A 13,004-nucleotide genomic window follows, 5' to 3' on the forward strand; every position below is an offset into this window, starting at 1 on the left:
GGAAGGGCGATGAGCGTTACACTTCATGTCTGCATCACTTGCCGCGCCGGCCAGACGCCGGCGGAAGGTGAGCTCGCGCCCGGTGCGCGCCTGCATGCCGCGCTCGTTGAGGCCGGCGTGCCCGATGACGTCAATCTGGTTCCCGTCGCGTGCCTGTCGGCCTGCAGCCAGGGTTGCTCGGTCGCGCTTAGCGCGCCGGGGCGGTGGTCCTATGTCTACGGCCGCTTGTCCGCTGACAATGCCGCGGATGTGATCGCCGGTGCCTCCGCCTATGCGGCGGCGCCTGACGGCATCGTGCCGTGGCGCAGCCGTCCGGAAATCTTCCGCAAGCAATCGCTCGCCCGCATTCCACCTCTTCCCGTCGTGCCGGAGGCCGCAGAATGACCACGCTCGCCAAAATTCCGGTCACCGTCGTGACCGGCTTTCTCGGCTCCGGCAAGACGACGCTGATCCAGCATCTGATCCGCAATGCCAATGGCAAGAAGCTCGCGGTGCTGGTCAACGAATTCGGCAGTGAAGGCGTCGACGGCGACATCCTGAAGTCGTGCGCCGACGCCAATTGCCCGGCCGAGAACATCGTCGAGCTCGCCAATGGCTGCATCTGCTGCACCGTCGCCGATGATTTCATCCCGGCGATGGAGCAGTTGCTGGCGCGGAACGTGAAGCCCGATCACATCGTGATCGAGACCTCAGGGCTCGCGCTGCCGAAGCCGCTGCTGAAAGCGTTCGACTGGCCGGAGATCCGCTCGCGGATCACGGTCGACGGCGTGATCGCACTGGCCGACGCCGAGGCTGTCGCCGCCGGCCGTTTTGCGCCTGATCCGGCGGCGGTGGATGCGCAGCGCGCGGCCGATGAGAATCTCGACCACGAGACGCCGCTGTCGGAAGTGTTCGAGGACCAGATCGCCTGTGCCGATCTCGTGCTGCTGACCAAGGCCGACCTTGCCGGGGCGGAGGGGATCAAGGCAGCGAAAGAGGTGATTGCGGCCGAGATGCCGCGCGAGGTGCCGATGCTGCCCGTCGTCGACGGCACGATCGACGCGCGCGTGATCCTCGGGCTCGAGGCGGCGGCGGAAAACGATCTCGCGTCGCGGCCGTCGCATCACGATGGCGAGGAGGAACACGAGCACGACGATTTCAATTCCGTCGTGATCGATCTTCCGGAGGTTTCGGATGTCGACGCGCTGATCGCCTCGATCAAGGGACTGGCGCGCGAGCAGAACGTGCTGCGCGCCAAGGGCTACATCGCGGTCGAGGGCAAGCCGATGCGGCTGCTGGTGCAATCGGTCGGCGAGCGGGTGCGGCATCAGTTCGACATGCCCTGGGGCGCACGGGTGCGGCAGTCGAAGCTCGTCGTGATCGGCGAACATGCCGACATCGACGAAGCCGCGATCAGGGCACGGCTTGGTGTCTGATGCACGTCGTCTTCCGCGAGAGCCGCGGCCTTGAGGAGACCGCGACGCCAAGGGACCTCGGCCAGGATCCGGCCGATCTCGTGGTGTTGTCGTTTTCCGACAGCGATCTTGCTGCCTTCGCGGCCGGCTGGCGGCGCGGCCGCGCTGCGTTGCCGTCGCTGCGGCTCGGCAATCTCGCGGAGCTGCGCCATCCGCTGTCGGTGGATACCTATATCGAGCGGACGCTCTCGCACGCCCGCGGCATTCTGGTGCGGCTGATCGGCGGCGAGCCCTATTGGTCGTACGGGCTGGCCGCGGTGCATCGGCTGGCGAAGGAGCGCGGCATCGCCCTGGTGGTGCTGCCGGCCGATGGCCGCGACGATCTGCGGCTGGATGAATTCTCGACCTTGCCGGTCTCGACGCTGCGCCGTCTCAAGGTGCTGTGCGACAAAGGCGGCCCGGTTGCCGCGCAGGCCGTGATCGCGCAATTGGCGCTGGCGTCCGGACTCTATGCCGGGCCTGTGGTCGGCGAGATCGATCTTCCCGAGATCGGCGTCTACGATTCCCGGCGCGGTGCCATCGCGGCGTTGCCCGCACCGAACGGCCGGCCGCGGGTGCTGGTGACGTTTTATCGTTCTTATCTTGCGGCCGGCGACACGGCGCCGGTCGATGCATTGATCGATGCATTGCGCGAGAGGGGCTTTGATGCTCACGGCGTGTTCGTCGCCTCGTTGAAGGCGGCGGGCGTGACCGATTGGATGCGCGCTCAATTCGCGCAATGCCCGCCGGCCGCCATCGTCAATGCGACCGCGTTCTCCGCGGCCGGCGACGACGGCACGACGCCGTTCGACGCTGCATCGTGCCCGGTGTTCCAGGTCGCTTTGTCGACCGCGCGGCGCGAGGATTGGGCCGGATCGCTGCGCGGTCTGTCGCCTGGCGATCTTGCGATGCATGTGGTGCTGCCGGAGGTCGACGGCCGCCTGTTCACAGGCGTCGTGAGCTTCAAATCGCCTGGTGAGCGCGATCCCGAGCTGCAGTTCGCGCATCTTGCACATCGACCGGACGCCGAGCGCGTCGCTGCAATTGCCGCACGCGTGGCCGCCTGGCATCGGCTTGCCGGCAAGCCGGCACAAGAGAAGCGGCTTGCGCTGGTGCTCTCGAACTATCCGGGCCGTCCGCATCAGATCGCGCATGCCGTCGGCCTCGATGCGCTGGCCTCGGTCGAGGCGTTGCTGGCTGATCTCGCGGCCGCCGGATTTGACCTTGAGCCGGTGGCGTCGCTGGGCGACATTCTCTTGCGCGGGAATTTGACGTGGGACGTCGCCGACTATCGCGCGGCGCTTTCCGGCCTTCCGCAACAATTGCAGGACGATCTGAGCCGCGCATGGGGCGCGCCGGAGGATGATCCCGATTGCCGTGACGGCGCATTTCATTTCGCGGCGATCTGCTGCGGCAAATCGGTCATTGCCGTTCAGCCGGAGCGCGGTGAGGTGGGACAGCGCGACGCCGATTATCACGATCTGGCGCGCACGCCGCGCCATGCCTATGTCGCGTTCTATCTGTGGCTCAGGCAGCAGGCCATCGATGCCGTCGTCCACATGGGCGCGCATGGAACGCTGGAATGGCTACCGGGGAAGTCGGTTGCGCTGTCGTCCGCATGCTGGCCGGAGGCGCTGATCGGCGATCTGCCTGTTGTCTATCCCTTCATTGTCAACGATCCCGGCGAGGCCGCGCAGGCCAAGCGCCGGATCGGTGCCGTGACGATCGGTCATCTGCCGCCGCCACTGGCACAGGCCGCGCTGCCGGACGGCCTGCGCAGTCTCGAGCGCTTGCTCGATGAGTATTCGACCGCCGATGGTCTCGATCCGGCGCGGCGGCAGCGCCTGATCGCCGCGATCCGCGACGAAGCCCGCATCGCCGGGCTGGAGGACGATCTCGGTCTCGCAGCATCGGTCTCCGCGGCCGAGGCCATTCCGCAGATCGATCGTTTCGTCTGCGACCTCAAGGAAAGCCAGTTCGGCGACGGCCTGCATGTGTTCGGGCAGGGCGCTTGCGGCGAGGCGGAGAGGGCGTCGCTGCGCGCCGCGCTCGCAGGCCGGCGGGTGGCGCCGGGGCCGTCGGGCTCGCCCTATCGCGGACGCCGCGACGTGCTGCCGACCGGACGCAATCTGTTTGCGGTCGATCCACGCGCGGTGCCAACGCCGTCGGCGCATGCGCAAGGTGTGAAACTTGCCGAAGAGCTGCTGCGCCGTCATTTGCAGGATCACGGCGACTGGCCGAAGGGGCTCGTGGTCGACCTCTGGGGCTCGTCGACGATGCGCACTGCCGGCGAGGATTTTGCGATGGCCCTGCACCTCGCGGGCATCGCGCCGCGCTGGGATCATGGATCGGGGCGGGTGTCCGGCTATGACATCATCGCGCCGGCGGAGCTCGGCCGGCCGCGCATCGACGTCACGTTGCGGGTGTCGGGGCTGTTCCGCGACGTCTTCTCGGGGCTGGCCCAGTTGTTCGAAGCCGCGGCGGAGGCGTTGTCCGAACGCGGCGACGAGGCGGACGAGAATCCTTACCGGCGGCGCATCTCGCGCGTGTTCGGTCCTCGCCCCGGATATTATGGCGTTGGCATTGCGTCGATGCCGGATGTCTTCACCGAGGAGGCGCGCGAGGCGGCCGGCGAAGCCTGGCTGTCGGCATCGTCGTGGGCTCTCGCATCCGACGGCGAGATGCGGCCCGATCGCGCCGGCATCGAGGCGCGGCTCGCGGCTGCGGACAGTTTTGTTCACACCCAGGATCTGCCGGAGACCGATCTGCTGCTGGCGGCGGACTATGCCGCGCACGAGGCGGGCATCGCGGCGGCGGCCCGGCGCCTTGGCACAAACGTTCCGTCGCTCTATCACCTCGATGCAACGCGGCCGGATCGGCCGCATGCCCGCGCGTTGACCGAGGAAATCTCGCGGGTGGTGCGGGCGCGCGCGGCCAACCCTGCCTGGATCGCGGGCATGATGCGCCATGGCTTCCGTGGTGCCGCCGAGATATCAGCGACGCTGGAGCACATGGCTGCGTTCGCCCATCTCGCCGGCGCGGTGCCGGCGCATCTGTTCGATCTCTACTACGATGCAACGCTCGGCAATGACGAGGTTCGCGGCTTCATGGCGCGCGAGAATCCGGCGGCGCTGGCGGCGATCGAAACCTGCTTCACGCGATTGCATGAGGCGTCGCTGTGGCAGACGCGGCGCAATTCGATTGCGGCTGCGCTGCAGGAGGCCTCATGAGCGCGGTTGCGGTCAAGGGTTGGTGTCCCGGCGCGCTGCGGCCGATGTTATCGGGCGATGGCCTCGTGGTGCGCATTCGCCCGCGCGCCGGACGGCTGGACGCGGCGCAGGCGGCGGGAATTGCCGAGCTGGCGGCGCGATACGGCAACGGCCTGATCGACCTGACCAGCCGCGCCAATCTCCAGATTCGCGGCGTCAGCGATGAAGGTTATCCGTCCCTGGTCGATGGGCTCGCTGAGCTCGGGTTGCTGGACACCGACTCGAGTACCGAGGCGCAGCGCAACATTCTGGTGACGCCGTTCTGGACTGCCGCCGACGAGACACGCTCGCTTGCGACCGAGCTTGAGCAGGGGCTAGCCGGTGCCTCGCTTGATCTTCCAACCAAGTTCGGCTTCGCAATCGATGATGGCAACGCGCGGGTGCTGGCCGGTGCGTCCGCGGATATCAGGATCGAGCGCGATCGGAACGGGGGACTGCTGGTGCGGGCCGATGGCGCACAGCGCGGGCTTTCGGTCACGCGGAGCGAGGCGGTGCAGGCGGCGCTGGCGCTGGCCGAGTGGTTCGTCGCTTCCGGCGGAATCAGGGGTGAGAAAAAGCGGATGGCGGCTCATCTCGCCGGCGGTGCGAGCGTTCCGGAGACACTTCGCGGTGATGTCGAGCCCGTGGCTCGATCGGCGGACCCTGCGCCTGGCCTCTATCCGACGGGCGCGATGGTTGGCGTCGCCTTCGGGCAGATGCCGCACCAGACGCTCAGCGATCTGGCCGGCTGCGCTCGGGCTCTTCGCATGACGCCGTGGCGGACGATGCTGGTGGAGGGGATGCGCGAGATGCCCCGTGGGGTGGACCTCGTGACTGGTGCCGGTGACCCCAGGCTGCGCGTGGTCGCCTGCAGCGGCGCGCCGCGCTGCGGCGAGGCGCACGCGGATACGCGTATACTGGCGTCGGCGCTCGCGCGGCATATCCCACCCGATGAGCGGCTTCACGTATCCGGCTGCGCCAAGGGCTGTGCCCATTCCGGTTCTGCGGATGTCACCCTCGTTGCGACAAGCGACGGCTTTGATCTGATCCGCCGCGGCACGACACGGGATGTGCCGGTCATCCGGGGACTGACCAGTTCGTACCTCGTCGCAAATCCCTCCGTGCTGACGGGAGGCCATTGATGCCGCACGTCTACGAAACCGACGGCGCGACGATCTATCGCCAGTCCTTTGCCACCATCCGCTCCGAGGCCGACCTTGCCCGCTTCACACCAGACGAAGAGCCGGTGGTCGTGCGCATGATCCATGCCGCCGGCATGGTGGGCCTGGAAGCGCATGTGCGCTTCACATCAGGCATGGCTGCGTGCGCGCGAGCGGCCTTGCAGGAGGGCGCGCCGATCCTCTGCGACGCGCGCATGGTGTCGGAAGGAATTACGCGCGCGCGGCTGCCGGCCGGTAACGCCGTCATCTGCACGCTGGGCGATGTCAAGGTGCCTGCACTCGCGCAATCGATGCGCAACACGCGTTCCGCGGCGGCGCTCGAGCTGTGGCGGCCGCATCTGGGCGGCGCCGTCGTCGCGATCGGCAACGCGCCGACCGCGCTGTTTCATCTGCTCAACATGCTGGAGGATGCCGATTGCCCAAGGCCGGCGGCGATCATCGGCTGTCCGGTCGGCTTTGTCGGCGCGGCGGAATCCAAGGCGGCATTGATAAGTCGGATCGTAGCCATGTCGTTCTGTGAGCCAAGGAGTTGCCAGACATATTTGTCTTCCTAAGACCGCTTGGCCTCCGACTTGCGATGGGACGCATCATCTGCTGCGGCCTCGGCCCAGGCGATCCGGACCTGATGAGCGTGCGCGCCGACCGCGTTGTGCGTGCCGCCAAGCACGTCGCTTATTTTCGCAAGAAGGGCCAGCCGGGGCAGGCGCGACGTATCGTCGAAGGCTTGCTCGCCGCCGACGTCAGCGAATATCCGATGGAATATCCGGTCACCACGGAAATCGCGTTCGACAGTCCGGACTACGCGCGGCTGCTGGCCGACTTCTATGACGAATGGGCCGAGCGCCTGGCGCGATTTGCGCGCGCGATCGACATCGTCGTGCTCTGCGAGGGCGATCCCTATTTCTATGGCTCGTTCATGCATCTGCATGCGCGGCTGCAGGGGCGTGTCGAGATCGAGGTGATCGCCGGCATTCCCGGCATGGTCGGTTGCTGGAATTCGGTGGGTCAGCCGATTGCGCTAGCCGACGATGTGACGACCGTTCTGATGGGGACGCTGCCGGAGCCGGAGCTCGCCGAGCGGATGCGCGGCTCCGACGCGCTGGTCGTGATGAAGACCGGTCGCAATCTTCCGAAGATTCGCCGCGCGCTGGCGTCCGCGGGGCGCCTCGATGATGCGTGGCTCGTCGAACGCGGCACCATGCCGGATCAGCGCGTCGCCCGGCTTGCGGATGTCGGCGAGGCCGAGTGTCCGTATTTTGCGATCGTGCTGGTGCACGGGCAGGGGCGGCGCAGGGAGGTCGCGCAATGACCGGCACGCTGACCATCGCGGGGCTCGGACCGGGCGATGAGGCGCTGATCACGCCGGAGGTCTCTGCTGCGCTCGCGGCTGCGACCGACATCGTCGGCTATGCGCCCTATGTGACCCGCGTGCCGCCGCGCGCCGGGCTCACGCTGCATCCCTCGGACAATCGCGTGGAGTTGCAGCGTGCCGCTGACGCGCTGCGGCTTGCATCGGAAGGCGGCCACGTCGTCGTGGTGTCCTCTGGCGATCCCGGTGTGTTTGCGATGGCATCCGCCGTGTTCGAAGCGCTGGAGGATGCGCCGCAATGGCGCGACCTGCCGATTCGCGTTCTGCCCGGCGTGACGGCGATGCTGGCGGCGGCGGCAAGCGCCGGCGCGCCGCTCGGTCATGATTTCTGCGCGATCAACCTCTCCGACAATCTCAAGCCATGGCCGCTGATCGAGAAGCGCCTGCGGCTTGCGGCCGAAGCGGATTTCGCGATCGCGATGTACAATCCGCGCTCGGCCAGCCGGCCGGAAGGTTTTGGTCGCGCGCTCGAGATCTTGCGCGAGGCGGGCTGTGGCGAGCGCATCGCGATTTTCGCGCGCGCCGTCAGCACGCCCGAGCAGCGGATCGAGACGGTCGAACTGCGCGACGCAAGGCCAGAGATGGCCGACATGCGGACGCTCGTGATCGTCGGCAATTCGGCGACCCGGCGGGTCGGCCGCTGGATCTATGCGCCGAGGCAGGTCCGATGACCGAGCCATTGCATCACCTCGCGCACGCTTGCCACCCGCGGCCTGTCGTGCAGAGCCGGCCGTGTGATCATGATCACGGGAAGGCCAAGCACGCGGGCGGCGTCGATCTTGGCGCGCGCGCCGGTTCCGCCGGAGTTGCGGGCGACGATCCACTCGATGCGACGCGCGCGCATCATCTCGAGCTCGCCCTCGAGCGTGAAGGGACCGCGCGACACAATGACGTCCGCGTTGGGCAACGACAGCGTTTCGTCGGGCGGGTCGACGAAACGCAACGTATAGGCATGTTGCGGCCGGTTACCGAACGGCGCGATATGCTGGCGGCCGATCGCGAGGAACACGCTGGCGCGGCTGTCCGGCAAGGCTGCGGCCGCGGATACGACGTCCGCGACCTCGATCCAGCGATCGCCGGCGGTTTTGTCCCAGGGCGCGCGCTCAAGCGCGATCAGGGGCGTTGTGGTTTGCGCACATGCAGCGATCGCGTTGCGGCTCATCTCGGCCGCGAAAGGATGCGTCGCATCGATCACATGCGTAATGGCTTCGCGACGCAGATAATCGGCAAGACCTCTGACGCCGCCGAAACCCCCGCTGCGGACCGGCAATGGCTGGCCGGCCGGCGCACGGGTGCGGCCGCCATAGGAATAGACCGCGTCGATGCCCGCGCGAGCGATCGCAACGGCCAGCAAATTGGCGTCGGCCGTTCCGCCCAGGATCAGGGCGCGCATCATGGATAATCCCTGGTTGACCATCATCGGCATCGGCGAAGATGGCCTTGACGGCCTCTCCGACGCAAGCCGAAAGGCGCTTTCCGAAGCCGAAACGGTTTTCGGTGGCGAGCGGCACCTCGCGCTCGCCGGCATGGCCAACCGCGGCCGTGCCTGGCCGGTGCCGTTCGATGCGAACATCGTGCTTGCATGCCGGGGTCGTCCGACGGTGGTGCTCGCGTCGGGCGATCCGTTCTGGCATGGCGCCGGCGGAAGCCTTGTCGAGAAGCTGCAGCCCGGCGACTGGGTCGCGCACTCCGCGCCGTCGACGTTCTCACTGGCGGCGGCTCGTTTGGGCTGGCGTATCGAGAATGCTGTCTGTCTCGGTCTTCACGCCGCACCGTTCGAACGGCTGTTGCCGCATTTGGCGCGCGATGCACGGATCATCTGCCTGCTGCGCGACGGCAAGGCGGCGTCCGATCTCGCACGCTGGCTGACGGAGCGTGGTTGGGGGGCGTCGGCAATATGGACGCTTGCCGCGCTTGGCGGACCGCGTGAATCCATCACGCAGCATCGCGCTGACAATTATGTGGAGGATTCGGGCGACAGCCTCGTCACGGTTGCGCTGGAGGCGAAGGGAGGACAAGGGATCGCACGCAGCTCTGGACTTGCCGATGCGCTCTTTGCGCATGACGGGCAACTGACAAAGCGGCCGGTCCGCGCGCTTGCGCTGTCGGCGCTTGCGCCGCGGCCCGGTGAGCGGCTGTGGGATGTCGGCGCGGGCTCGGGCTCGATCTCGATCGAATGGGCGCTGTGTGAAGGGACGGCGATCGCCGTCGAAGCCCGCAGCGAACGCACCGCGAACATCCGCAGCAATGCGGCGAGCTTCGGCCTGACTCACCGGATCACCGTCATCGAAGGCGAGGCGCCCGGCGCTTTATCGGACCTCGCGGCACCCGATGCCGTGTTCATCGGTGGCGGCCTCGATGCTGATATGTTCGATGCGATCTGGTCACGGATTGCGCCGGGCACGCGACTGGTTGCGCATGCGGTGACCCTGGAGACCGAAGCGCTGCTCTCCGATCTGCATCAGCGCCATGGCGGCGAACTGATGCGGCTGGAGGTCGCCCACGCCGAGCCATTGGGCCGCTATCGCGCCTGGAAGGCGGCGCGGCCGATCGTGCAGTGGAGCGCGCTCCGATGAAAGTCGCCGGTCTCGGATTCAGGCGCAATGCCAGTGTCGCGTCCTTGCGCGACGCGCTCGACGCGGCCGGCGGTTCCGACGGCCTTGCGGCAATTGCAACCGTGAGTGACAAGACGGATGCGGCGGCGTTGAAGGTGCTGGCCCAGGAATTGGGATTGCCAGTCCGCGGCATTTCTGCCGGGATATTGGCCGAGATACAAACCGCGACACAGTCCGAAATCATCAAGGCGAGATTCGGAACAGGCTCTGTCGCCGAAGCTGCGGCGATCGCTGCGGCAGGGCGCGGTGCGCGCCTGATCTCGGTGAGGACCGCGTCACGGGATCGGATGGCCATTGCGGCGATCGCGGAAGGAGACGGCGAATGACGGTGCACTTCATCGGCGCAGGGCCCGGCGCTGCCGATTTGCTGACCCTGCGCGGGCGCGATCTCATCGCCTCGTGCCCGGTTTGTCTCTATGCCGGATCGCTGGTGCCATCAGGTGTTCTGGCGCATTGCCCGCCGGATGCGCGCATCGTCAACACCGCGCCGCTGTCGCTCGACGAAATCATCGCCGAGATCGCTTCCGCGCATGCGGAGGGCAAGGACGTCGCGCGGCTGCATTCGGGCGATCTCTCGATCTGGTCGGCGATGGGCGAGCAGCTGCGCCGGCTGCGCGCGTTGCAGATTCCGTATTCGGTCACGCCCGGGGTGCCGGCTTTCTCGGCGGCCGCGGCGGCGCTGGAGGCCGAGCTTACGCTGCCGGGCCTTGCGCAATCGGTGGTGCTGACGCGCACGCCGGGCCGGGCGAGCGCGATGCCGGATGGCGAGGCACTCGCAGCGTTTGCCGCGACCGGCGCGGTGCTGGCGATCCATCTTTCGATCCATCTGCTCGACAAGGTCATCGCCGAACTCACGCCGCACTACGGCGCGGATTGCCCGGTTGCGATCGTCTGGCGCGCGAGTTGGCCGGACCAGCGCATTGTGCGCGCCACGCTCGCGACGCTCGATACCGCCGTTGGCCCCGAGCTCGAACGCACTGCGCTCATTCTGATCGGCAAGACGCTCGGCGCGGACGAATTCGCCGAGAGCCGTCTCTATGCAGCCGACTACGACCGCCGCTACCGTCCGGTCGGGGCGGCGCCGCGCTTTCCGGAATCGTCGCCGGAATCATCGCAATGACCGCGGGACTCGTCATCTCTGCGCCGGCATCCGGTGTCGGCAAGACGACGCTGACCCTGGCGTTGGCGCGCGCCTATCGCAATCGCGGCGTGAGGGTGCAATGCCTCAAGAGCGGGCCTGATTACATCGATCCCGCCTTTCACGCGGTTGCCACGGGACGCGCGTCGGTCAACATCGATAGCTGGGCGATGGCGCGCGAAGCGATCGCGCATTTGGCAGGCCGCGGCGCGGACGCCGATCTCGTGCTGGCGGAAGGCTCGATGGGACTGTTCGACGGCGTCGCCGCGCGTGGCGTTTCGGGGACCGGCGCCACCGCCGACATCGCCGAAATGATGGAGTGGCCCGTGCTGCTGGTGATCGATCCCTCCGGTCAGGCGCAGACGGCGGCGGCGGTCGCGGCGGGATTGCGCGATTTCCGCGCCGGTGTGCAGCTTGCCGGCGTCGTCCTCAATCGCGTCGCGAGCGCGCGGCATGAAGCCCTGGTGCGCAATGCCATGGCCGGCGCGGGCATTCCGGTATTGGGATCGCTGCCGCGCCACGCCGAGATCGCCTTGCCGAAGCGTCACCTCGGCCTGGTACAGGCCGAGGAGCAGGCCCAGATCGACGGTCTGATTGACGAAGCCGCACGCTTCGTCGCCGAGCATGTCGATCTCGACGCCGTGCTGCGATCGGCGCGCGCCTCGCCGCCGCAACCAGCCGTGCGCAGCCTGGACATCACGCCGCCCGGTCAGCGCATTGCGCTGGCGCGTGATGCCGCGTTCTCGTTCGTCTATCCTCACATGCTGGAAGCCTGGCGCGCGGCCGGCGCGGAGATCGTGACGTTCTCGCCGCTTGCCGACGAAGGCCCCGACGCGGACGCCGATGTGTGCTGGCTGCCCGGCGGCTATCCCGAACTGCATGCCGGCCGGCTTGCGGCCAACAGGCAATTTCTAGGGCAGCTCCGCGCATTCGCCGAGATGCGGCCGGTGCATGGCGAATGCGGGGGTTACATGGTGCTGGGCGCCGCGTTGACCGATGCCGACGGCGTGCGCCACGAGATGGCGGGATTGCTCGGCCTTGAGACGAGCTATGCCAAGCGCCGCATGCATCTCGGCTATCGGCTCGCCGAGCTTGCCGCGCCGATGCCCGGCCACGGCCCAGGCGCACGCCTGCGCGGCCACGAGTTTCACTATTCGACGATCATCGCGCAGCCCGACACGCCGCTCGCGGTGGTGCGCGATGCGACCGGCGCGATCGTTGCGGAGACCGGATCGCGGCGTGGCTGTGCGACGGGTACATTCTTCCATCTGATTGCGGAGGACCGGTGAGCGGATTCGTTTCCTTCGTCTCGGCAGGTCCGGGCGATCCCGAACTCCTGACGGTGAAAGGCGCCGCGCGGCTGCGCGAGGCCGATGTGGTGCTCTATGACGATCTTGCCTCGGGCGCGATCCTCGATCTCGCGCGCTCCGGCGCCAATCTCGTCGCGGTCGGCAAGCGTGCCGGCCGCCTGTCGGCGAAGCAGCACCATGTCAGCCGGCTGCTGGTCGATTATGCCGCCGCCGGCGTGCGGGTGGTGCGGCTGAAATCGGGCGACGCCGGCATTTTTGGTCGGCTCGAGGAGGAGATCGAAGCGCTGCGCGCAGCGGGCATCGGCTACGAGATCATTCCCGGCGTGACTTCAGCGTCGGTTGCCGCCGCGCAGGCCGGCATTCCGCTGACGCGACGGCTGACCTCGCGTCGGGTCCAGTTTGTCACCGGCGCCGATGTGACGGGCGAATTGCCCGCGGACCTGAACTGGGCGGCACTGGCCGATCCGGAAGCGACCACCGTCGTCTATATGGGGCGGCGAACTTTCCCGGCATTGGCCGCAAGGCTGATCGCGCGCGGCCTCGCGCCCGACACGCCCGCGCTGCTGGCGGAATCGCTCGGCCACGCCGACGAGCGGCTGCTTCGCACCACGATCGCAGCGCTGGCCGAACAGCTCACGCATGCCGGCGCGGCAACGGCGGCTGCCGTTATTCTGTTCGGTGCGCTGGCGCCGGAACGAGGGTGACGCGGC

13 protein-coding genes are annotated in these 13,004 nt (G+C 67.8%); 12 read left to right on the top strand and 1 reads right to left on the bottom strand.

The annotated features are described in order from the left end of the window. The first annotated feature begins 9 nt into the window (after positions 1-9). From QJT82_RS01240 to cobJ, 7 genes are read left to right on the top strand one after another with little or no spacing between them, the layout of a single operon-like run. On the top strand, positions 10-384 hold the full coding sequence (locus QJT82_RS01240; protein ID WP_028331460.1) for a DUF1636 domain-containing protein: 375 nt from the start codon (positions 10-12) through the stop codon (positions 382-384). Further along, positions 381-1,415, top strand: a complete 1,035-nt coding sequence (cobW, locus tag QJT82_RS01245; RefSeq protein WP_028345172.1) for a cobalamin biosynthesis protein CobW — start codon at positions 381-383, stop codon at positions 1,413-1,415. The genes QJT82_RS01240 and cobW overlap by 4 nt, the downstream gene beginning before the upstream one ends. Beyond that, positions 1,415-4,663: a cobaltochelatase subunit CobN gene (gene cobN, locus QJT82_RS01250; protein WP_028345171.1), complete on the top strand. Its 3,249-nt coding sequence runs from the start codon at positions 1,415-1,417 to the stop codon at positions 4,661-4,663. Before cobW ends, cobN begins: the two co-directional genes overlap by 1 nt. Further along, the gene (gene cobG / locus QJT82_RS01255) at positions 4,660-5,823 is read left to right on the top strand and encodes a precorrin-3B synthase (protein WP_028345170.1); all 1,164 of its coding nucleotides are present in this window, start codon (positions 4,660-4,662) and stop codon (positions 5,821-5,823) included. Before cobN ends, cobG begins: the two co-directional genes overlap by 4 nt. Continuing rightward, a complete protein-coding gene (locus QJT82_RS01260; protein WP_281446616.1) occupies positions 5,823-6,416 on the top strand; it encodes a precorrin-8X methylmutase in 594 nt (197 codons plus the stop codon). Before cobG ends, QJT82_RS01260 begins: the two co-directional genes overlap by 1 nt. 23 nt (positions 6,417-6,439) lie before the next feature. Beyond that, on the top strand, positions 6,440-7,171 hold the full coding sequence (locus QJT82_RS01265) for a precorrin-2 C(20)-methyltransferase (RefSeq protein WP_028345168.1): 732 nt from the start codon (positions 6,440-6,442) through the stop codon (positions 7,169-7,171). Beyond that, positions 7,168-7,902: a precorrin-3B C(17)-methyltransferase gene (gene cobJ, locus QJT82_RS01270; protein WP_028345167.1), complete on the top strand. Its 735-nt coding sequence runs from the start codon at positions 7,168-7,170 to the stop codon at positions 7,900-7,902. The genes QJT82_RS01265 and cobJ overlap by 4 nt, the downstream gene beginning before the upstream one ends. Here the strand turns inward: cobJ and QJT82_RS01275 are convergent. After that, on the bottom strand, positions 7,878-8,627 hold the full coding sequence (locus tag QJT82_RS01275) for a cobalt-precorrin-6A reductase (RefSeq protein ID WP_028345166.1): 750 nt from the start codon (positions 8,625-8,627) through the stop codon (positions 7,878-7,880). The genes cobJ and QJT82_RS01275 overlap by 25 nt on opposite strands. Between QJT82_RS01275 and QJT82_RS01280 the strand changes: the two genes are divergently transcribed. From QJT82_RS01280 to cobA, 5 genes are read left to right on the top strand one after another with little or no spacing between them, the layout of a single operon-like run. Continuing rightward, positions 8,626-9,807, top strand: coding sequence for a bifunctional cobalt-precorrin-7 (C(5))-methyltransferase/cobalt-precorrin-6B (C(15))-methyltransferase (locus tag QJT82_RS01280; protein WP_028345165.1), 1,182 nt, complete (start codon positions 8,626-8,628; stop codon positions 9,805-9,807). The genes QJT82_RS01275 and QJT82_RS01280 overlap by 2 nt on opposite strands. Next, the gene (locus QJT82_RS01285; protein ID WP_028345164.1) at positions 9,804-10,172 is read left to right on the top strand and encodes a cobalamin biosynthesis protein; all 369 of its coding nucleotides are present in this window, start codon (positions 9,804-9,806) and stop codon (positions 10,170-10,172) included. The genes QJT82_RS01280 and QJT82_RS01285 overlap by 4 nt, the downstream gene beginning before the upstream one ends. After that, positions 10,169-10,966 (top strand): precorrin-4 C(11)-methyltransferase, encoded by a 798-nt coding sequence (gene cobM / locus QJT82_RS01290; protein ID WP_028345163.1) that lies wholly within the window; start codon positions 10,169-10,171, stop codon positions 10,964-10,966. The genes QJT82_RS01285 and cobM overlap by 4 nt, the downstream gene beginning before the upstream one ends. Continuing rightward, the gene (locus tag QJT82_RS01295; protein WP_028345162.1) at positions 10,963-12,273 is read left to right on the top strand and encodes a cobyrinate a,c-diamide synthase; all 1,311 of its coding nucleotides are present in this window, start codon (positions 10,963-10,965) and stop codon (positions 12,271-12,273) included. Before cobM ends, QJT82_RS01295 begins: the two co-directional genes overlap by 4 nt. Continuing rightward, positions 12,270-12,998 (top strand): uroporphyrinogen-III C-methyltransferase, encoded by a 729-nt coding sequence (gene cobA / locus QJT82_RS01300; RefSeq protein WP_028345161.1) that lies wholly within the window; start codon positions 12,270-12,272, stop codon positions 12,996-12,998. Before QJT82_RS01295 ends, cobA begins: the two co-directional genes overlap by 4 nt. Positions 12,999-13,004 lie beyond the last annotated feature (6 nt).

Source organism: Bradyrhizobium sp. Mp19 (assembly GCF_029952935.1).
GTDB lineage: Bacteria > Pseudomonadota > Alphaproteobacteria > Rhizobiales > Xanthobacteraceae > Bradyrhizobium > Bradyrhizobium elkanii.